The 19,095-nt window shown below is 64.0% G+C and carries 14 protein-coding genes; 11 read left to right on the top strand and 3 right to left on the bottom strand.

Annotated elements, in window-relative coordinates:
* Positions 1 to 199, bottom strand: a 199-nt coding sequence (locus tag ACFMO7_RS02530) for a hypothetical protein (protein WP_376793959.1), incomplete at its 3' end; no start/stop codon positions are given.
* A gap of 162 nt (positions 200 to 361) precedes the next feature.
* Positions 362 to 1,288, bottom strand: a complete 927-nt coding sequence (locus ACFMO7_RS02525) for a DUF1464 family protein (protein WP_376793958.1) — start codon at positions 1,286 to 1,288, stop codon at positions 362 to 364.
* A gap of 530 nt (positions 1,289 to 1,818) precedes the next feature.
* Here ACFMO7_RS02525 and ACFMO7_RS02520 point away from each other — a divergent pair.
* Together ACFMO7_RS02520 and ACFMO7_RS02515 are read left to right on the top strand one after the other, a co-directional pair.
* Positions 1,819 to 4,911, top strand: a complete 3,093-nt coding sequence (locus ACFMO7_RS02520; RefSeq protein ID WP_376793957.1) for an ATP-binding protein — start codon at positions 1,819 to 1,821, stop codon at positions 4,909 to 4,911.
* Between the two features lie 27 nt (positions 4,912 to 4,938).
* Positions 4,939 to 5,640, top strand: a complete 702-nt coding sequence (locus ACFMO7_RS02515) for an HD domain-containing protein (RefSeq protein ID WP_376793956.1) — start codon at positions 4,939 to 4,941, stop codon at positions 5,638 to 5,640.
* Between the two features lie 42 nt (positions 5,641 to 5,682).
* On the opposite strand, the gene ACFMO7_RS02510 is transcribed toward ACFMO7_RS02515, so the two are convergent.
* Complete coding sequence (locus tag ACFMO7_RS02510) at positions 5,683 to 7,029, bottom strand: hypothetical protein (protein ID WP_376793955.1); 1,347 nt, start codon at positions 7,027 to 7,029, stop codon at positions 5,683 to 5,685.
* Between the two features lie 337 nt (positions 7,030 to 7,366).
* Between ACFMO7_RS02510 and ACFMO7_RS02505 the strand changes: the two genes are divergently transcribed.
* The 9 genes from ACFMO7_RS02505 (at position 7,367) to ACFMO7_RS02465 (ending at position 19,066) form a co-directional block, all read left to right on the top strand.
* Positions 7,367 to 7,804, top strand: a complete 438-nt coding sequence (locus ACFMO7_RS02505; RefSeq protein ID WP_376793954.1) for a CoxG family protein — start codon at positions 7,367 to 7,369, stop codon at positions 7,802 to 7,804.
* A 585-nt stretch (positions 7,805 to 8,389) separates the two neighbouring features.
* Positions 8,390 to 9,775: a glutamyl-tRNA reductase gene (gene hemA, locus ACFMO7_RS02500; RefSeq protein ID WP_376793953.1), complete on the top strand. Its 1,386-nt coding sequence runs from the start codon at positions 8,390 to 8,392 to the stop codon at positions 9,773 to 9,775.
* Complete coding sequence (hemC, locus tag ACFMO7_RS02495) at positions 9,663 to 10,622, top strand: hydroxymethylbilane synthase (protein WP_376793952.1); 960 nt, start codon at positions 9,663 to 9,665, stop codon at positions 10,620 to 10,622. The genes hemA and hemC overlap by 113 nt, the downstream gene beginning before the upstream one ends.
* 60 nt (positions 10,623 to 10,682) lie before the next feature.
* On the top strand, positions 10,683 to 11,585 hold the full coding sequence (locus tag ACFMO7_RS02490; RefSeq protein WP_376793951.1) for a uroporphyrinogen-III synthase: 903 nt from the start codon (positions 10,683 to 10,685) through the stop codon (positions 11,583 to 11,585).
* A 159-nt stretch (positions 11,586 to 11,744) separates the two neighbouring features.
* Positions 11,745 to 12,509, top strand: a complete 765-nt coding sequence (locus ACFMO7_RS02485) for a chlorite dismutase family protein (RefSeq protein WP_376793950.1) — start codon at positions 11,745 to 11,747, stop codon at positions 12,507 to 12,509.
* 460 nt (positions 12,510 to 12,969) lie between these two features.
* Positions 12,970 to 14,313, top strand: coding sequence for a glutamate-1-semialdehyde 2,1-aminomutase (gene hemL, locus ACFMO7_RS02480; RefSeq protein ID WP_376793949.1), 1,344 nt, complete (start codon positions 12,970 to 12,972; stop codon positions 14,311 to 14,313).
* 72 nt (positions 14,314 to 14,385) lie between these two features.
* The gene (gene hemB / locus ACFMO7_RS02475) at positions 14,386 to 15,366 is read left to right on the top strand and encodes a porphobilinogen synthase (RefSeq protein ID WP_376793948.1); all 981 of its coding nucleotides are present in this window, start codon (positions 14,386 to 14,388) and stop codon (positions 15,364 to 15,366) included.
* A 998-nt stretch (positions 15,367 to 16,364) separates the two neighbouring features.
* The gene (locus tag ACFMO7_RS02470; RefSeq protein ID WP_376793947.1) at positions 16,365 to 18,377 is read left to right on the top strand and encodes a glycoside hydrolase family 15 protein; all 2,013 of its coding nucleotides are present in this window, start codon (positions 16,365 to 16,367) and stop codon (positions 18,375 to 18,377) included.
* Between the two features lie 461 nt (positions 18,378 to 18,838).
* Positions 18,839 to 19,066, top strand: a complete 228-nt coding sequence (locus ACFMO7_RS02465) for a hypothetical protein (protein WP_376793946.1) — start codon at positions 18,839 to 18,841, stop codon at positions 19,064 to 19,066.
* Positions 19,067 to 19,095 lie beyond the last annotated feature (29 nt).

The raw sequence follows: 19,095 nt of genomic DNA, 5'->3' as shown, positions 1-19,095 counted from the left end.
TGACCACAAAGCCATGAGGATAGGGACGCAGATCGATCAGATGGGCCTGCTCTCCATGACGGGCCAGCAAGTGTCGGCAGTGCTCTTCAGCCTCAGCGCGCGAAGAGGCATAAATGGGTTCCAAATGATGGTACTGGCTATCACCAAGCGTGTATTCCACTATCCAGAGGATCTTTTGCGGCATTGACCGGTCAGTCATAGCAGCATGCCACCCTTTCAGCAGAAGTTGTGCAGGTGTGCTACCCCAAGGCCCCGCACCTGGGCGGACAGCCGGCCATTGTTATCTGCATGCAGGCTGCCTCTAATATGACGAATGCCGAGCTGAACTATCAAACGATAGCGTTGATTTTTTACTAAACTACTAAAAAACGGGGACGGATCTCCAAAGTTGCAGGTGCTGCACAACTTCGGCGGCCAGGCTGCGGGGATGCTGCAGGCCGGAGGCGATCAAGGCCGCGCCCAGAGCGGCCTCGAAGCCATGAGGTTCATGAGGGGTGTAGGGGAAGTAGTAGAACTGATAGAACTCGCCGAGGCGGGAGGCCAGGGCTTCGCTGCGTCGGCCGCTGATCACCACCTCATCCAGGTGGTGGATGGCCAGCAGGCCGGCCAGATCGCGCAGCAGTCCCTCCCAGTAAGCCTGTTCGAAGGGGCCTTCGGCTGAAGGGCTAGCCGGGGGCAGCGCTGGATTGTGGGGGGTGCCACAGACGCCGTTGGTCAGGTAGCCGTCCTCAACGACCAGCACCTGCCAGGAGGTGCTGCGGGCCTCCAGGAGCAGAAAGCGCATCTCCGGCCAGGGAGTCTCACGCTGGCGCAGGCGGTAGAGCAGCGTCACCGCGCGGCAGACTGCGGCTGGGCTGGCTGGCAGGCGCTCCAGCAGCCGGCGATAAGTGGGCACCGTTGGCAGGTGGGCCAGGCTGGGGAGCACATAGCTATGGAGATTCAGGCTGCGCAGCCGCTCCACAAAAGTTGCCAATCCCAGAGGAGCGCTCTCGGGCGAGGGGCTGGCCGACCCCGTGCCTGGCCTCTCGGCAGGTGGAAGCGGCTCAGGGCAGCCCGCGGTCAGCGCGGTCACCTGCTCAGCGAGCAGGCGGTCGAGCCGCTCAAGGGGCAGGCCGTTGCCGGCAGCCAGGGCGATCACCGGCTCTGGGAAGAGGGCACAGAGGCGAGTCAGGCTGGCCAGCAGCTCGGCGGGCGAAGCGAAACACTGATATTCCGGCGACTGAGCCTCATCTAGCAGACAAAGCTTCCAACTTCTGCGACCGTAGTCGATGCCAATGCTCAGACTCATCGTCTCTGCTCCCATGCCCTCCTCCGCCAGGATGCGAGGCGCGGACAGGCCTCCTTCTGCTGTGCACGCTCGCTGCTCTTCTCCGCCACCCACGGCTCAGGTTTGGTCTTTGCCTGAATTATAGCATGTCACTACGCTCTCGTGCATCCTCTTAGCGCTCCCCTGTCCGGCCTGGCGGGTTCCTGTCACAGGAGAGAGGAGGCCGGCCCGCCTGATACCTGACTTGCCAGGGCGAGGGGAGGTCTCCCACTCGCTCTTCAGCCCCTTGACAGATATCTTTGGTGATGGGACAATAAGAGCATAAGATACCAGCAGACGAGCGCCATGAACGTGAAGCCGACAGGCTGCCGGCGCGATGCCCTTCTTTTCTCGGGCCGCGGAGCAGCTCCAGCCGCCTCGCCTCCGCGCTCTTACCACCAGCCCTGGCCAGTAGCGGGGGTACCCGTGTGAGTCGGCCCTGCAGGAAAGCCCGCTTGGGATTGCAATCATTGAAATGGGACTGAAACAGGAAACTGTGCGAGGTCGTGTGCATGCCGCCCCAGGAACAGCCTGCCTTTAGCTCACAACGCGAACATCAGCGCTTGCTCAGCGCTCTACGAGAGAGCGAGATTCTCCGTGAGCTGGCTGGCCTGCTGGCCTCCTCGTTGGATCTGGACCGGGTGCTGCAGGTCCTGGTCCAGCGGACGACCGAGGTATGCCGGGTTGGGCGCTGTGCCGTCTGGCTCCACGATGAGGAGCGCCAGCTCCTGCGTCCCGTCGTCTACCATCTGGCGCGCGAGCTGGTCGATGCCAAGCGCCAGCGCATCGCTGACCAGCTCTGGTATCGCAGTACGATCCCCACGACCAATCCTCTAATGAGCCGCCTGCTCGGCGGGCGCGAAATGCTCTACGTCTACGATTTGCGCGATGAGCGCCAGTTGCGAGCTTTAGCTGAGCTATTCCTCGTGCGCTCCATTCTGCTGGTGGCCCTGGTACGTGAGAATCGTCCTGTCGGTGTGATGTCGCTGGACAACCCGGGTGAGCACGGCAGTTTTTCGACAGAGCAGCAGCAGCTTGCGCGTGCCATTGGCCAGCAGGCGGCGGTGGCGATCGACAACGCCCGTCTATACCAGCGGGCCGAAAGCGAGCGTCGGCGGGCCGAGCAACTGATTGAGCGATCTCAGGCTATCTATCAGGTGGCGATGGCCGTCAACTCCGACGAGGATCTGCCGACCATCCTGAGCATCGCCACCCAGCAGCTCCAGCAGGTCTTAGGGGCTGACAGTGGCCAGATCCTCCTTCTGGAAGAAGGGCGCCTCTACCAGCTCTGCTCTCCCGACGAGCGCGCCGACATGCAAGAGGAGGCTTCGGAGTGGGCGCGGAGAACGGTGCCGACGGAGGGGCGCGAGGAGGGGGAAGCCGGGCAATCAGCCAAAACCAGGGCCGTGTTGGCGCAGGCGCGAGGGCGTGTGGCCGCTTCTCTGGACGAGCTGCCCTTCTGTCGTCAGGTTGCAACGAGTGGCACGCCGCTCTTTGTTCCTCTTGACCGTCTGGGCATCAGTGAGCTGCATTGGTTTCAGATGCAGAATCTGGAGCACACCCTGATTATCCCCCTCATGGTCGGTGTGCGCTCATCCCTGCCCGCGGACGCGCACAGCCAGTCCGGTCAGCATTGCGTGGGACTGGCCTTCGTCAGCTTCGGTGATCCCCAGTTTCGCCCCACCCAGGATCACTATGCTTTTGCCCAGGACATTGCCGCCCAGTGTGCGCTGGCCATTCAGAAGACCCAGCTGCTGGAGCAGGCTCGTCGGGCCGCCTTGCTGGCCACCGAGCGCGCGAACACGCTCAACGCCGTCTTCCATGCCATGACCGAAGGCATCTCTGTGCTTGACATGCAGGGGCGGCTCCTGATGGCCAACGCCACCGCGCGCGAGTTCGTGGGGGAGCGGCTGGAAGGGCCGGTCACCCTCGAGCAGCTCTTGCGCCGCCATCCGGTCTACACTCTGCAGGGCCAGCCCCTGCGCAGCGAAGATTTCCCTCTGGCCCGGGCCTTGCGCGGCGAGCAGGTGCGCGGAGAGCGCTTCATCACGCGCCGCGCCGATGGACGCGAGCGCATCCTCGAAATCAATGTCGCCCCCCTCCTGGCTCCGACGGGTCAGCAACTGGGCGTCGTCAGTGCCTTCCGCGACATCACTTCCCAGATGCGTATCGAGCAGCATATCCATCAGGCTCTCGAGACCATGCTGCGCATGGCGGAAGCCCTCTCCGGCCTCACCGAGGTGCGAGCCATTTTGCGCAGCGTCCTCGGGATGGCCCTGGAGGCTCTGGATTGCCGGCGTGGGCTGGTCGCGCTCTACGAGCCAGAACAGAACCAGCCAGGCGAGCGGCTGTTGGTGGAGCGCGAGTCGCAGCGCAGCGAGCCAGGCCCCGGCCTGCCGGCCTCCGAGAGAGAAGAGGGCCGGCAGGAGAGCGGGAGCCAGGAGGAAGCTCAGCAGCTTGACTGGCTGCTGACGGCCCTGCTGAATTACGAAGACTATTTTCTCCAACTGCGGGCCGGTCACGCTTTCATTCTCACCCCCAGTCAACTGCTGCATCTGCGACGCCTCTCCCGCAGCCAGGAAAGTAGCCAGAGCCAGTGGTCAGCCTTGCTGCCCGGAAGCGCTCGCTGGCTGACCCTGGTGGCCCCCATCACACACGGCGGGCGCCTGCTGGGCGTCATGCTCCTGACCCGCCCCTCTGCCCTGGCTGTCGAGGAAAGCGAGAGCGCCGATGAGGGGGCCGAGCCGCAGTACGAATTTACTATCTGGGAGATGGCCGTCATCGAAGGTGTCGCCCAGCTTGCCGGTCTGGCGATCGAGCAGGCTCGTTGGCAGCACGAGGCCATCGCGGCCCGGGCCAGCGAGGCGGCCATGCGCGAGGCCAACACCCTCAAAGATGAGTTCCTGGCCATTACCGCCCATGAGTTCCGCTCGCCCCTCACCATCATCCTGACCAATGCCCAGTACGCCAGGCGTACCCTTAACCGCGGCAGCGGCCCGCGCCAGCGCGAGCGCTTGCTGGAGCAGCTCGCAATGATCGAAGAGCAGACACGCCTGCTGACCAACATCGTCAACACCTTCCTGGAGGCCACCCAGATCAATCGAGGGCAACTCGTCATCGCGCGCGAACGGGTCGATCTGGAGCAGCTAGCGCAGCAGGTAATCGCCCAGCATCGCACAGCCACCGCCCTGCACGACCTGAGCTGCCGCGTTGACGAGAGCGGACGCCCCTACCTGATCAGCGGCGATCGCGAGCGTCTGCTCCAGGTGCTTGTCAACCTCATTCAGAATGCGATAAAATACAGCCCGCAGGGAGGGCCGGTACTCCTCTCGCTCTGTCGCTGCCCACAAGAGAACGGCGACCTCATCCAGGTGGAGGTAGAGGATCGCGGGATTGGCATCCCGCCGGAGGCAAAGGATCACCTCTTCGAGCGCTTCTATCGTGCCCCCAACACTGGCGCCAGTCAGAGCCGGGGCCTTGGTCTCGGTCTCTATTTTGTCGCCGAGATCGTGCGCATGCATGGCGGCTCCATCCATGTTGAGAGCAGTGGTGTTCCCGGCGAGGGGAGTCGCTTTATCTTGACGCTGCCGGCCCTGCAAGACTAAACGAGTGCTGGAGGTAAGAGCGGGCAGGTGCCGAACGTCAGCGAACTCCCGAGTCAATCCCCTGAGCTACGAAGCTGGTTGCTGGAGCTGGCACGGGCGAGCATGGCGCGTGAAGGGAACAGCGACGTGGCTCACGATATGGACCATATTCTGAGGGTGATGGCTCTGGCTGAGCGCATTCAGCGGCGCGAGGGCGGCGACTTGCCAGTCATCTGGGCAGCGGTGGCTTTGCACGATATTGGTCAGGAGCGCGAGCGGCGCCAGGGGGGCGACCACGCCCTGATTGGGGCCCAGATGGCCGCCGAGCTGCTGAGCGGAACCCCTTTCCCTCAGCAGGCCATCCCTGCCGTGCAGGAGGCCATCGCCGATCACCGCCTGACCGCCGGTCGACGACCGCGCTCGCTGGAAGGCCAGATCCTCTACGATGCCGACAAGCTCGATTCTCTGGGCGCCATCGGTATCGGGCGCCTCTACATGATCACGGGCCGGCGCGGACAGCGCGTCTATACTCCCCTCCCGGAGGAGCTGGTTCTGCCGGTGTCCCCGCTGCAGGTCCGCGAGCTGCGCAATCGCCCCGATTACTCCCCTTCGATCGAGTTTCGTCTCCTTTTTAGCGATCTGCCAGAGCAGCTCTGCACAGCGACAGGGCGCGCATTAGCCCGTCAGCGCTACGCCTTCATGTGTGAATTTTTCCGGCGCCTGGAGGAGGAGGCGCGCGGCGAGTGCTAGACTGGGTGGCAAGCGCGAGGGCCGACGGAAGACCTCCTGGGCCTAGCTGTTGCCAGGCAGCGTGCTCTCGCCGCCGCTGTTGAGGGGCGCGCTCTCCAATACGGCGTAGTGAAAGGGCGTCTCGCGCTGGGCAGGGGCGCTCAGGTGGACCGTGAAGCCGCGTCCTGGCTGCAGCGAGACGTACTGCACCACGACCGGCCCAGGATCCCCTGTGAGGGTGACCAGCACGACGCTGGCCTCGCTTACCACGGGGCAGTTCACCGCCACCTCGCCCTGTCCGCGCGTGAAACAGCTTTTGCCGGTTTGCCAGCGAGGGCCAGGCATGGGAGCCGTGAGGGCGGCGGGGGCCGGCTGCTCCGCTCGACCCGCGGGAACAGGACGGGCCAGGGCCGTGGTCGGCAGCGGGCGCTCGCCAGGTCGAGAGGAGGCCGGCGCGCCCGGGCGCGCCGGATTGGCGGGATACGAGGGATAGGTGCCGGTGAGGGCTGGAAGCGGACGTGTAGTCTGGGGAGGCGTCGCCTGCGTCGGGCCAGCCGGCCCTGGGACAGCAGGAGGGCTGGCGAGCTTGGGAGCCGCTTCCAGGCGCACGCGCGTTGTCCGCCCGGCCAGGCGCTGCGAAGAGGGGCGGGCTGGCGTCTCACGTGGCTGAGGCGAGGCCGCCGCAGAAGCGGGACCAGCCGCTGCCCTGCTCCCGCTCTCAGGACCTCTCTCGGCTGGGGGAGGAGCTGCCATCTGGGCAGAGGGGGCACCTGGCCTCTCTCCCGCGCGTGTCGGCCCAGGCTCCGGCGCCGAGGCAGCGGGAGCGCTCCCAGCGGTAACCGTGGGAGAAGGCGAGGAAGCGGCATCGCCCTCACCGCCCGCTGGCAAAGCGGGCAGCACGGTCGTGATTGGAGCGGGCAGGCGCTGGCCTGGTTGGCGCACTTTACCCAAAGCGGCCAGGGAAGCGGTCACCCGCCGTGCGAAGGCCGCCAGAACACGGTTGGCCGCCAGCTTTTCGGCCTCTTCCGCCGTCTCTGAGGGGCCGCTCTGGCTTCCCGCGGCGGCCAGCGACCGGGAGGGCGACTCAGGAGAGGAGCCGGGCCGAGACAGCTCCTGCTCCGGCGTGGCCTGATCCCCACTGGAGGGAACCGCCAATTCCCGCGACTGCAGGCTCAGGCGCGGTGGCACCAGCCCGGCTGGACGAGCATCAGCCTGCGGGGCGCTGACCAGCTCTTCGCCGGCCTCCTCTTCCTCCGGCTCTAGTAGTGGCTCGCCGCTTGCGCGCTCGGCAAGCACATCCTCGACAGAGGCCGACAGCCGCTTGCGGCCCCTCTCAGCTCGCTTGTGCCAGCGGCTCGGCTCTTGATACTGCTGTTGCTCGAAAATACCGTCTTCTTCTCTTCGAACCATGATGCTTCCCTTCCAGACGAACACGTACACATTGCGGCGCTGAAGAGATCTGGCCTCTCTACATACGCTGATACTCGATAGCACGTTTTCAGGCAGTATAACACAAAGCGAGACGGAGGCAGGGGGAAGATAGCACATTTAGGCCAGGGGGTGAGGGCCGCTTCATGCATAGGAATATACGGTACCCTCAATCTTGCGGTCTTGAAAGTGCTGCGGCGAGTGGCTAGAATAAAGCCCGACGTTGCCCAGTGGTCAGGAGCTGCTTCTCAGGCAGGCTGGCTGACTGAGGAACGCGGCACACACCAGCTATTTCGCTGATGCAAAAGGATGGATCTGGATGAAGTTCAACGGTACGCATAAGTTTCATGCACCTAGCCAGCGCGTCTATGAAGCTATTTTGAATCCGGCGGTGCTCAAGCAGTGTATTCCGGGGTGCGAGGCCGTCGAGTACGCGGACGAGAACCATCTGAAGGTCACGCTCTCGGTTCCCATTCCGGGCCTGAAGGGCACCTACACGGCCCTGCTCAACATTGTCCAGCGTCAGGCGCCCAACCTGCTTGTCTTGCAGCTACAGCGTCAGGGGCGCGGTGGCTCCATCGATGCCACGGCCCAGATCACGCTGGCCGATGAGCCGGATGGGGCCTTGCTCTCCTACGATGCCAATGCCGAGATGAGCGGCCCGATCGCGGTTGCGAACAATCCGGTGGGGCAGGGTGTGGCGAAGAATTCTCTGAGCACGTTCTTCAAGAACCTGGAAAAGGTGCTGGCTGCCTAGGAAGTCCGAAGCCTCTCGCTAGCGGCTCGGGCTGCCTTCCAGCCGGAGCAGAGCCTAAGCGTACGTCGTTTCTCTCCTTACCTTCTACTCTGAGCCAGGCGGGCAAGTAAGAGGCTGTGGGCTTTTTTGCGCCGCTGGCCATCGGGCTGCCGGTCTCATCTGCCCGCCTGGTTTTCACAATGGTTCCTCGAAGGCGATCCTCCCCACGAGCAGGAAAGCTCTCCTGGTCCGGGGGCTGGGGCCAGTCCTGGCAGGTGGGCCTTTGCTTTCCCTCCCACGTGGTCCTGACTGGCGGAGAGAGCTGGTCAGTGCTACTATATATCTATATACAGCGGCAGAACAGTGTTGCCCGGCAAGAGCAGCATGGCGGCTGGCGGGCCAGGGATCTCTGCGGCGTGCAGAGGGGCCCCGGACGGTCGCCATCTTTTTTCGTCGATCCCACCCACCTGAGACAAAATACGGTGATTACCCGATGGGATATCCGGGGATTCGGCCTTGACTCTTCAAAAAGAACCGCTAAAATCTCCATAGACCGCCAATGATTTGAGATTTTAGAGATTTCTTCTGTGAGCTGTTGAGGAGAGCATGCAGATTGTCCTGGTAGGCGTTGATCACACTTCGGCGCCGATTCAGTTGCGTGAGCAGCTTGCCTGCGCGCCGCGACAGGTGGCGGCCCTCTTGCGGGCGGTGCGCCAGGAGGCACAGGAGGCGGTGCTACTCTCGACCTGTAACCGCTTCGAACTCTACGCGGTCTTGGAGGCGGAGCAAGGGGGGCGCGAGGTCCTGCTGCCGGTGCTCTGCGAGCAGCGCGCCGTGGAGCGGGAGCTGCTAGAGCAGCACTGCTACACCTATAGCGACCTGGAGGCGGCGCGGCACCTGTTTGGGGTGGCCTGTGGGCTTTACTCCTTAATCCCGGGGGAGCCGCAGATTCAGGGGCAGGTGGCCGATGCCCTGGAATTGGCGCAGGGAGGCAGCTTTGCCGGGCCGGTCCTCTCGGCCCTCTTCCGCGCGGCGTTGGTCACGGGCAAGCGCGCACGTCGCGAGACAGGCATCAGTCGACGGGCGGTCTCGATCAGCCATGCGGCGGTCCAGTTGGCGCGCCAGCTCTTTCCCCGTCTCAACGAAGCCTCGGTTCTGCTCGTCGGCTCGGGCCAGATGAGCGAGCTGGCGGCACGCAATCTTTGCGATAATGGGGCCCGTCGCCTGGTCATTGTTAATCGCACCGCTGAGCATGCCCGGCAGTTGGTGGAGCAGCTTGGTGAGCGGGCCTCGCTTCGTCCCTTTAGCGAGCTAGCGGCGGCTCTGGTGGAGGCGGATGTGGTCATTACTTCAACGACGGCTCCTCATACGGTCGTTACTGAGGAGATGATGCGGGCGGTTCTGCCCCAGCGGCAGGAGCGCCCGTTGCTCATCATCGATATTGCTTTGCCGCGCGATGTGGACCCGGCGGTGGGGGCTTTGCCTGGCGTTCACCTCTACAATATTGATGATCTGCGCCTGGTTGTCGATGAGGGCATTCGCCTGCGCTTACAGGAAGTGGCTCAGGTTGAGCGCATTATCGCAGAGGAGGTCGAAGACTTTGCGCGCTGGCTCAGCTCGCTGAGCGTGACCGATACGATCGTCGAGCTGCGCGAGCACGTGGAGGCTCTGCGTCGGCAGGAGCTGGCCCGCACGCTGCGCCAGCTCACCCCTTCGCTCTCGGAGCGCGAGCTGGCGGCCATCCAGGAGCTGACCACGCGCCTGATCAATAAGGTCCTTCATAAGCCGGTGACGCGCCTGAAGGAGGCCGCCGCCGCGGGGCGTGGCCATGTCTACGCCGAGGCCCTGCGCTATCTCTTTGATCTGGAAGTGGCCACGGATGATGAACAGACTGGTGATCGGGACGCGCGCCAGCAAGCTGGCCCTGGCGCAGACGCAGACGGTGATCGCCAGGTTACAGCAGCTGCATCGCGAGCTGGAGATCCTGGTTGAGCCGATTCATACGCACGGTGATCGGGTGACAGAGGTGCCGCTCGCGCGCATCGGCGGCGATGGGGTCTTTGTGACCGAGATCGAGCGCGCGCTGCGGGCGGGTGCGGTCGATCTGGCGGTCCATAGCCTGAAGGATCTGCCGACGGCTCCGCCCGAGGGTTTGCTGATCCTGGTGCCCGGGCCGCGCGAGGACGTGCGCGATGTGCTGGTACGCCGTCGCGACTTTCTCGGCTCGCCTGCCGAGCCGGGGGTACGTATTGGAACCTGCAGCCTGCGCCGCGCGGCTCAGCTACGGGCGCTCTATCCCGAAGCTGAGATTCTGCCGCTGCGCGGCAACGTGGATACGCGCCTGCGCAAGTTAGAGGCGGGCGACTACGATCTGATTGTGCTGGCGGCGGCGGGCCTGCGTCGCCTTGGCCTCTCCGAGGGGCTGGCCGATCGTCTGGAGCTATTGCCGGTGGAGAGGCTGCTGCCGGCCCCGGGCCAGGGAGCCCTGGCTTTGGAGCTGCGGGCGGACTCGGAGCTGGTGCCCTTGCTGGCTCCCTTGAACGATGTGGAGGTGCAGGCCGCCACGAGCGCCGAGCGCGCCTTTATGCGCCATCTGGGGGCTGGTTGCTACCTGCCGGTGGCCGCCTATGCCCAGCGCCTCGATCAGCGTCTGTTTCTTCGCGCCTTGGTGATCAGCCTGGACGGGAGGCGCGCGGTGCGAGTCCAGGGGAGCATCGCTTGGCGGGAGGAGCAGGCTTCACGCCTGGCCGTCCAGTTGGGGGTGATGCTGGCCGAGCAGGCGCTGGCCCAGGGGGCGGAGGAGATCATTGCCGAGATCCGCGCTGCTGGCAAGGTCTAAGCCCATGCAGCGCGAGGGGAGCGAATCGGCGCCGCTACCGACGAAGGAGGATGTGCGACGATGGTTGCTGCGGAGTTTCAGGAACAGCCGCTGCGCGGACGGACGATCCTGGTGACGCGCGCTCAAGAGCAGGCGGAGGCCCTCAGTAGCCGTTTACAGGCCCTCGGCGCTGAAACGGTGAGCTTCCCGGTGATTCGCCTGGTTCCGCCGAAGGATTGGGCGCCGCTCGATCGGGCGTTGCGGCGTCTGGCGGCCGGCGGCCAGGGTGAGCGCACCCCCTACGACTGGCTGGTGTTCACCAGTGTCAACGGGGTGCGCTTCTGCGTTGAGCGCCTGCAAGCTCTAGGGCTGGATCCGTCTTTGCTGACCAGGGCCCGCGTGGCGGCCATTGGACCGGCCACGGCGGCAGCCCTGGCCGAGCATGGCCTGCGCGGGGTGCTGGTCCCCGAGGAGTATGTGGCTGAGCAGGTGGCCGCTGCCTTGCTGGCCGAATGCCGCCGTCAGGGCAAGGAACCAGCCGGCCAGCGCGTGCTCCTGGCACGGGCCGCCGAGGCCCGGCGCGTGCTGGCTGAGGTCCTGCGCCAGGCCGGGATGCTGGTTGAGGAGGTGCCGGCCTATCGTACCCTGCCTGCGGCTGGCGATGATCCGCGTGGTCAGCAGGTGCTGGCCTTGATCGAGGAGGGCCGCCTCTCGCTGGCCACCTTTACCAGCTCCTCGACGGTGCGCTCCTTCGTGAGCTGGCTGAAGCAGGGGCTGGAAGAGAGACAGGCCGAAGAGGTCTCGCCAGGCGCCCTCCTGGACCGTCAGGGGGTGGCGATCGCCTGCATTGGCCCGATTACTGCCGCCACGGCCCGCACTCTCGGCCTGCAGGTCGCCATCGAGGCTCAGTCTTTTACCATCGATGGGCTGGTCGCCGCGATCGTTGCCTATTACCAGCGTCCGGCTCAGACTCCCTCTGGATAGGTGCGGCAACGTGTGACTCGACCTGGCGAAACGGGACCAGGCGGTGTCTGGCTACCTTTCCTGGGGGCGAGCCAGAGGTGTCTGTGGCAAGAAACAGATAGCAACACCGGACAAGGTGTGTTAGAGTAGATAGAGAGAAGCCGAGAAGAGAGAAAGGCCATGTCAGGTCAGATGGAAACGGTTGAGCAGACAGTTACGACGCAGCCCGAGCAGGAGGCGGCTCGGGCCCGGCCAAAGCAGCCTCGTCAGTTGGTGCGCTTCGTCTTCTACAAGCTTGATCCTCAGTGGCTGCGCCTACCTGCCGAGCAGAGGCGCGCCGGTCGTGAAGAGCTGCTGGCCATCTACAACGAGTATGCTCAATGCTCGCTCATTCGCAGCTACGCCCTCTATGGCTTGCGCTCCGACTGCGATTTCATGCTCTGGCAGGCGACCTACGATCTTGGGCATCTGCAGGGATTGAGCAGCAAGATCCGGCGCAGCAGCATTGGCCCCTATTTGCCCGAAGTGCGCTCGTTCCTCTCGATGACCAAGCGCTCCGTCTATGTGGGCAAAGGCCCGCGTGGAGCGGCGCACGATCCGCGGCTGGTCATTACTCTGGAAGACAAGCCTTATCTCTTTGTCTATCCCTTTGTCAAGACCCGTCCCTGGTATGCTCTGTCCCTGCAAGAGCGCAAGCGCATGATGGACGAGCATATTCGCATGGGGGTTGCCTATCCCAACATCAAGATTCACACCACCTACTCGTTCGGATTGGATGATCAGGAATTCGTCGTTGCCTTCGAGTCCGACAGCGTTGCGGATTTCCTTGATCTCGTGCAGGAGATGCGCGAGAGTGAGGCTAGCCAGTATACCTTGCGCGATACGCCCATGTTTACCTGTGTGGCCCGTTCGCTGCCGGAGATCCTTGACGACATCGGGGTCTGAGCGAGGCAGAAGCTGGGGGAAGCGGGGAACAGAGTGGGGAGCTGGGCGTGGCGTCCCGGGAGCCGGAGAGGGGGGAAGCGCTGGTGAGCGGCCGGGAGAGAGCGAGAGCGATCTGCGGATGGGCACGAGCCAGACTTGACAGCCCCTGATTGAAGCCAGGGACTGCAGGGACTGACCCGGGCAACCGGTGACCCTCTGCGCCTTACCCTGGCCCTGCCCCGGAGCGGGGCAGATCGCTCTCAGGCCGGACTGTCCCCTCGCGTGAGGGGAGGCCATGGCCGCATCGTGCAGGGCCTCCCTTGCCTGGTCTGCGCCCGCCCGAGGGGACGATCGGGCGACAGGAGCGGGTGGGTGGTCGACAAGGTCAGGCTGATGCGGAGGAGGCCGTCTTTGACCTCCAGGAGAGGACTCCGGGCATCCCCGGTGGCAGGTCTTTATGGAGCTAGAGAAGGAGCAGGCAATGCAAACGGAGCAGCAACAGTCAGGCAAAAAGGCGGGACGAGAATGGTCGCGGGCTCTCTACCGGGAGGCGCAGAGTCTCATGCCCGGGGGCGTCAACAGTCCGGTGCGGGCCTTTCGCGCCGTGGGGGGGGAGCCGATCTTTATCGAGCGCGGCGAGGGGGCCCACCTCTATGATGTCGATGGAAACCACTATCTTGATTACGTAGGCTCCTGGGGACCGCTGATTCTTGGTCACGCTCACCCGGCAGTAGTGGAGGCCGTGACCCGGGCGGCGCGACGGGGCTTCAGCTTTGGGGCCCCGACCGAGGCCGAGAACGAGCTGGCCCGGCTGGTCGTAGAGAGCGTCCCTTCGGTTGAACTGGTGCGCTTCGTCAACTCGGGCACGGAAGCCACGATGAGTGCCTTGCGCCTGGCCCGCGCCTATACGGGGCGTTCCAAGGTCATTAAGTTCGACGGCTGCTATCATGGTCATGCCGACCTGCTGCTGGTGCAGGCCGGCTCGGGGGTAGCCACCCTGGGCCTGCCCGGCAGCGCTGGCGTGCCGGCTGAGGCGACGGCCCACACGCTCAGCCTGCCCTATAACGACGGCGCCGCGGTTGAAGAAGTCTTCCAGCGCTATCCCGAAGAGATTGCGGCGGTGATTGTGGAGCCGGTGGCCGCCAATATGGGGCTGGTGCCGCCCCAGCCAGGCTTTCTCGAGACCCTGCGACGCCTGACCGAGCAGTATGGGGCTGTCCTGATCTTCGATGAGGTCATTACGGGCTTCCGTGTAGCCCTGGGCGGCATGCAGGCCCGGGCGGGGGTTCTACCCGACCTGACCTGCTTCGGCAAGATCATCGGCGGCGGCCTGCCAGTCGGGGCCTACGGGGGCAGACGCGCCATCATGGAGCTGGTGGCCCCCCTGGGGCCGGTCTATCAGGCCGGCACTCTCTCCGGGAATCCCCTGGCTATGGCCGCCGGGATCGCCACCCTCAAAGAGCTGCAAAAGCCCGGCTGCTACGAAGAACTGGAGCGCAAGGGCGCCCTGTTAGAGGCGGGGCTGCGCGCGGCTGTGGCGGCCTCGGGCCTGCCAGTGCAGGTGGTGCGCCTCGCCTCGCTCTTCTGCCTCTTCTTCAGCGCTGAGCCGGTGCACGACTACGCAACGGCCAGACGAGCCGATAGTGAACGCTATGCCCGCTTCTTCTGGGCCCTTTTGGAGCGCGGCATCTACTTCCCGCCTTCGCAGTTTGAAACCTGTTTTCTCTCGCTGGCTCACACTGATGCCATGCTGGAAGAGACCGTGGAGGCCATTGAGCAGGCCCTCCAGGTCGTGGCGGCGAGCGGTGCCGGCGGGCAGCCCTGAGCGGAAGAAATGGCTACCAGCGGATGAAAGGCCGGTGGCAAGGACAGGTAGCAAGGAAAGGAGCGCCTTGGCATGAGTCAGTTTCCTGTCACACGCCTGCGGCGCACGCGCCGGACGGAGCGCTTACGCGGGCTAGTGCGCGAGACCCATCTCGCGGTTGAGCAGTTAATCTATCCACTCTTTATCGCCGAAGGCATCAGCGAGCCGCGGCCCATAGCTTCCATGCCGGGCGTCGTGCAGTGGCCGCTGGAAACGGTGGCGGGCGAGGCCGAGCGAGTAGCGGCCCTGGGCATTCCGGCCGTCTTGCTCTTCGGCATTCCGGCCACCAAGGATGAGCAAGGCTCGCAAGCCTACCATCCCGAAGGTATCATTCAGCGGGCTATCCGGCGCATCAAGGCCGCGGTGCCGGAGCTGCTGGTCGTAACCGATGTCTGTCTCTGCGAATATACCAGTCACGGCCACTGTGGAGTCATTGCCGGAGGGGAAGTAGAAAACGATCCCTCCCTGGAGCTGCTGGCCCGCATGGCGCTCTCGCATGTCGAGGCCGGCGCCGACATCGTGGCTCCGTCGGACATGATGGACGGGCGCGTCGGCGCTATCCGTCGCCTGCTTGACGAGCGGGGCTTTCTCCAGACACCGATCATGGCCTACTCCGCCAAATATGCCTCTGGCTTCTATGGGCCGTTCCGCGAGGCGGCGGAGTCGGCCCCCCAGTTTGGCGATCGGCGTTCTTATCAAATGGATCCGGCCAACGCGCGCGAGGCTCTGCGCGAAGTCGATCTGGACATCGCCGAGGGGGCCGACATTGTCATGGTCAAGCCGGCCCTGGCCTATCTGGACATCATCCGTCGGGTGCGCGAGCATTGTGAACTGCCGCTGGCGGCCTACAACGTCAGCGGCGAGTATGCCATGATCAAAGCGGCGGTTCAGCAGGGGTGGCTCGAAGAGCGGCGCATCGTTATGGAGGTTCTGACGGCTATTCGCCGTGCCGGTGCCGATATCATCATCACTTACTTCGCTCCCGAAGTGGCACGCTGGCTGCGCGAGGGCTAGAGCGGCGGGTGAGGAGGAGCGGACCGCCCTGCCCAGGCGGGCGCCGGCTCGCCCGGCTCTCCCCCAAAGGGCCTGTCCCCCTGGTCTGCTATCGGCCATCTGCAGGCCATCTTCTGGGACCAGGTGGAGGTACTGCATATCGATCAAAGGCTGCGGGACCGGGCCAGTCACCAACGGCTGGGGGAAAGAGGGCCTAGGCGATTTGACACCCGCTCCAAATGCGGTTAGAATGAAGCCTGTACCGGTCAGCGATGGCGGGATGGATGAACCCATCCATCCCTCCTTTCTTTATTTTGGCCTGGTGGCGGAAGAGAAGGGGGCGGCTGGCTGGCTGGCAAAGAGCTGAGCGGCCGCGAACGGGAGCATAGTGAAGAAATAAAATGGCCGGTTTTTTCTTTCTAACTAAACGATAGATGGTGGGACCACGGTGGCGGGGAGGAAGGGAGGCGAAAGAGGTCACGGGCGCTCGTTACCGTAGCCCTCTTCTTCCGTTCTCACCACATATAGACATGGCTGCAGCGCGGTCGGGGCGAGCCGGGTGGCGTTGCGGCCAGTGTGGGAGGAAGGAGGCGCCTCCCGCCGTTGGACGAGATGGACAAGGGAGTGCACGCGAGGGAGAGGTGGACGGACGAGAAAGGTGGCGAGGGAGGAGAGAAGGAGCCGACAAGACGTGGGGCTGTCAAGAAAGCGCGGGGCCGGCGGTCTCTAGAAGTGAAGGGGAAAGGGAATCTTTTTTTCTGGAGGTGACCTCTCCTCTCCCGAGGCAGAGGAGGGGAAACCGGCTCTTCCCCCATTTTTAGGGTTGTTCTGATATCTTGTTACCAGAAAGGGTTCTGCTCCGTCCTCTTCACAAAAGGGGCCGAAGCAGAAGCCGACTTCGGTGGGGAAGAGCCGGCGAGGAAGGAACCTGGGAACCCCGCGGAAGGCTCGGCAAGCCCGGTTCTTTCGGAAGGAGCTGTTAAGCAAGAGTTTAGCTAACTAAAGGGAAGATTCGTGCTATGGTTGGGTTGAACACCAAGAATCGCTCTTATCAGCCCATCGGATCGTATGGAGTCATCGGAGACTGTCATTCAGCTGTGCTGATAGCGCCGGATGGTTCGGTAGACTGGGCCTGCCTGCCCGATTTTGACAGCCCGGCCATTTTCTGTCGGCTGCTGGATGCGAGGCGTGGCGGCTTTTTCCAGATTGCCCCGACCGATAACACGATTCCTGGAGTTCAGCGCTATCTTCGCGATAGCAATGTACTGCAGACGCGCTTTACAGGCGTTGGCGGCGAGGTGGTCCTCACCGACTTTATGCCGGTGGAGTCGCTGGAGGCCTGGCCCTACCGCGGCTTGAACAACAATACCTGGTCGTATGAGGACGGCTCTTGCCATAGCCTGGTGCGCATTGTGGAATGCACGCATGGAGAGCTGCCGATCACGGTGACCCTGAAAGCGACGCCCAACTATGCGGCGACAACCAGCCAGATCGAGCTGCTGCCCGAGGCAACGGGGGCGGTGATCTCGGATGGCCAGCAGCATCTTGGGCTGGCGATCATCGGGGCCTATCGGCTGCCGGGCTTCTCCCTGGAGATCGTGCCGGACGAGGGCGAGGAGCCGGAAATGCTCCATCCGGCCCTGGTGGCGCAGGTCACGCTGCGTGAGGGCGAGCGGCTGATCTTCGCTATCGGCATGGGGCGGAGCCTGCGCGCGGCACGGAAGCTGGTGGAGCAGGAGCTGCTCCAGCGCGACTTTACCGCGGAGCTGGCCCATACGCTGCATTGCTGGCGACGCTGGATCTCGGGGATCAACTACGATGGCCCGTACGCTGAGTGGGTTCGACGCAGCGCCCTGGTGCTGAAAATGATGACCTATGCGCCTACCGGTGCCCTGGTGGCCGCGCCCACAACGTCGCTGCCAGAGGAGATCGGCGGCGTGCGCAACTGGGATTATCGCTTTACCTGGCTGCGCGATGCTTCTTTTACGCTCTATGCCCTGCTCGTCCTCGGCTTTACGGATGAGGCGCGCGCCTTCACCTACTGGCTGCGCCGCCTGTCGTACTCCAACGGCGAGGATCTGCAGGTGATGTACGGCATTCGTGGCGAGCGCGAGCTGCCCGAACGCGAGCTGTCCCACCTGGAGGGCTATTGTGGCTCGCGCCCGGTGCGCATCGGCAACGCCGCGGCTGATCAGAAGCAGATGGATGTCTTCGGCGAGATCCTGGATTGCATCCACCTCTACCGCCGCCGCGGTGGCTTCGAGCGCTACGGCGAGAAGCTGCAAGGCCCGCTGTGGGAGATGCTGCGCTCGCTGGTCGACTATGTCTGCGCCCACTGGCATGAGCCGGATCGCGGCATCTGGGAAATGCGCGGCGAGCCGCGCCATTATGTCTATTCAAAGGTGATGTGCTGGGTCGCCCTGGATCGCGGCATCCGCGCCGCCGAGCAGCTCCACCTGGAGGCTGACCTGCTGCGCTGGTACCGCGTGCGCGATCAGATTCGGGCGGATGTGCTGGCCCACGGCTATAATACCGAGATCGGTGCGTTCACCCAATCATATGAGAGCACGGCCCTCGATGCCTCCAATCTGCTCCTGCCCCTGATCGGCTTCATCCCGCCGGATGACCCGCGCATGCGCTCGACGGTCGATCGCATTATGGAGCAGCTCAGGGACGAGCACGGCTTTGTCTACCGCTACCTCTCGGAGGATGGCCTGCCCGGTCACGAGGGCACCTTTACGATCTGTACCTGCTGGCTGATCGATAATCTGGCGATGCAGGGCCGCCTCGATGAGGCGCGCTCGCTCTTCGAACGCTTGCTGACCTACGGCGGGAATCTCGGCCTCTTCTCGGAAGAGATCGACTCGCACAGTCGTCTGGCTCTGGGCAATTATCCCCAGGCTTTTACTCATATCGCTCTTATCAATAGCGCTTATAATCTTTATAAGGCAGAGCAGCGCCTGGCTGAGCGCGATCGCTGCACTCAGCCGGTCATCGCTGCCATCCAGCTACAGAAGAAGTCTGATGAGTGAGCGCGCCTGGCCAGGGCGCCCGTCAAAAAGGGTAAGCGACTAAGAGGGGCGGTCGCCAGGGCCTGTACCTGCCGCCTCCCGTCGCCCACCCAGCGGTCGTCGGGCTTCTCGGTGCGCTGCTCGTCTGCCGGTCAGCTCGCCAGCCGGCAGGAGGGGCAAAGCCGCCTCCTTGCCGTCGCGGCAGGACGCCGTGCCAGAGATGGGTTTCCTACTGGCTCAAGCAAGCTGCGGGTCACTGAGGACCTCCCTCGGTGACCCGCTTGTTGTTCGTTGGAGCCTGGCGCTCTGTGGCGCCGGCTCGCTGGCTGCCACCGTTGCCGGCTTTACCCCCGGGCCATGTCCTTCCTCGGCCCCCTTCGCGCCGTTGCTCTGGTGCGCCTATTGACAAACAGTGCTCTGTATCGTATGTTAATTAATAGTTACTATAGTTGATCCATTATGTCAACTTTGAGGACTGAGGTATGGCGACCGAGCAAGAGCATCAGACCCCTTCTTCCGCTGGCAACAATCTCCTGGGCCTGGGAGTCGGCGGCGGCAGCAAGGTAGAGCGCATCAAGGCCGAGAGCTGCTATCTGCGCGGAGAGATCGCCGAAGAGCTGGCTCAGGACAGCACGCACCGAGAGGCCCGACGACCGCTGGGTGGGCGACGGGGGGCGGCAGGTACAGGCCCTGGCGACCGCCCCTCTTAGTCGCTTACCCTTTTTGACGGGCGCCCTGG

Source organism: Thermogemmatispora sp., from assembly GCF_042408735.1.
Lineage (GTDB): Bacteria > Chloroflexota > Ktedonobacteria > Ktedonobacterales > Ktedonobacteraceae > Thermogemmatispora.
Note: the sequence above shows the minus strand (reverse complement) of the source record. Positions and strands in the feature narration are given on the sequence as shown.

Bases quoted from the DNA above. Each gene is read 5' to 3' on its own strand.
- ACFMO7_RS02525 (WP_376793958.1), bottom strand. From the start codon at position 1,288: ATGAGTCTGAGCATTGGCATCGACTACGGTCGCAGAAGTTGGAAGCTT.
- ACFMO7_RS02520 (WP_376793957.1), top strand. From the start codon at position 1,819: ATGCCGCCCCAGGAACAGCCTGCCTTTAGCTCACAACGCGAACATCAG.
- ACFMO7_RS02510 (WP_376793955.1), bottom strand. From the start codon at position 7,029: ATGGTTCGAAGAGAAGAAGACGGTATTTTCGAGCAACAGCAGTATCAA.
- ACFMO7_RS02505 (WP_376793954.1), top strand. From the start codon at position 7,367: ATGAAGTTCAACGGTACGCATAAGTTTCATGCACCTAGCCAGCGCGTC.
- hemA (WP_376793953.1), top strand. From the start codon at position 8,390: ATGCAGATTGTCCTGGTAGGCGTTGATCACACTTCGGCGCCGATTCAG.
- hemC (WP_376793952.1), top strand. From the start codon at position 9,663: ATGATGAACAGACTGGTGATCGGGACGCGCGCCAGCAAGCTGGCCCTG.
- ACFMO7_RS02490 (WP_376793951.1), top strand. From the start codon at position 10,683: ATGGTTGCTGCGGAGTTTCAGGAACAGCCGCTGCGCGGACGGACGATC.
- ACFMO7_RS02485 (WP_376793950.1), top strand. From the start codon at position 11,745: ATGTCAGGTCAGATGGAAACGGTTGAGCAGACAGTTACGACGCAGCCC.
- hemL (WP_376793949.1), top strand. From the start codon at position 12,970: ATGCAAACGGAGCAGCAACAGTCAGGCAAAAAGGCGGGACGAGAATGG.
- hemB (WP_376793948.1), top strand. From the start codon at position 14,386: ATGAGTCAGTTTCCTGTCACACGCCTGCGGCGCACGCGCCGGACGGAG.
- ACFMO7_RS02470 (WP_376793947.1), top strand. From the start codon at position 16,365: ATGGTTGGGTTGAACACCAAGAATCGCTCTTATCAGCCCATCGGATCG.
- ACFMO7_RS02465 (WP_376793946.1), top strand. From the start codon at position 18,839: ATGGCGACCGAGCAAGAGCATCAGACCCCTTCTTCCGCTGGCAACAAT.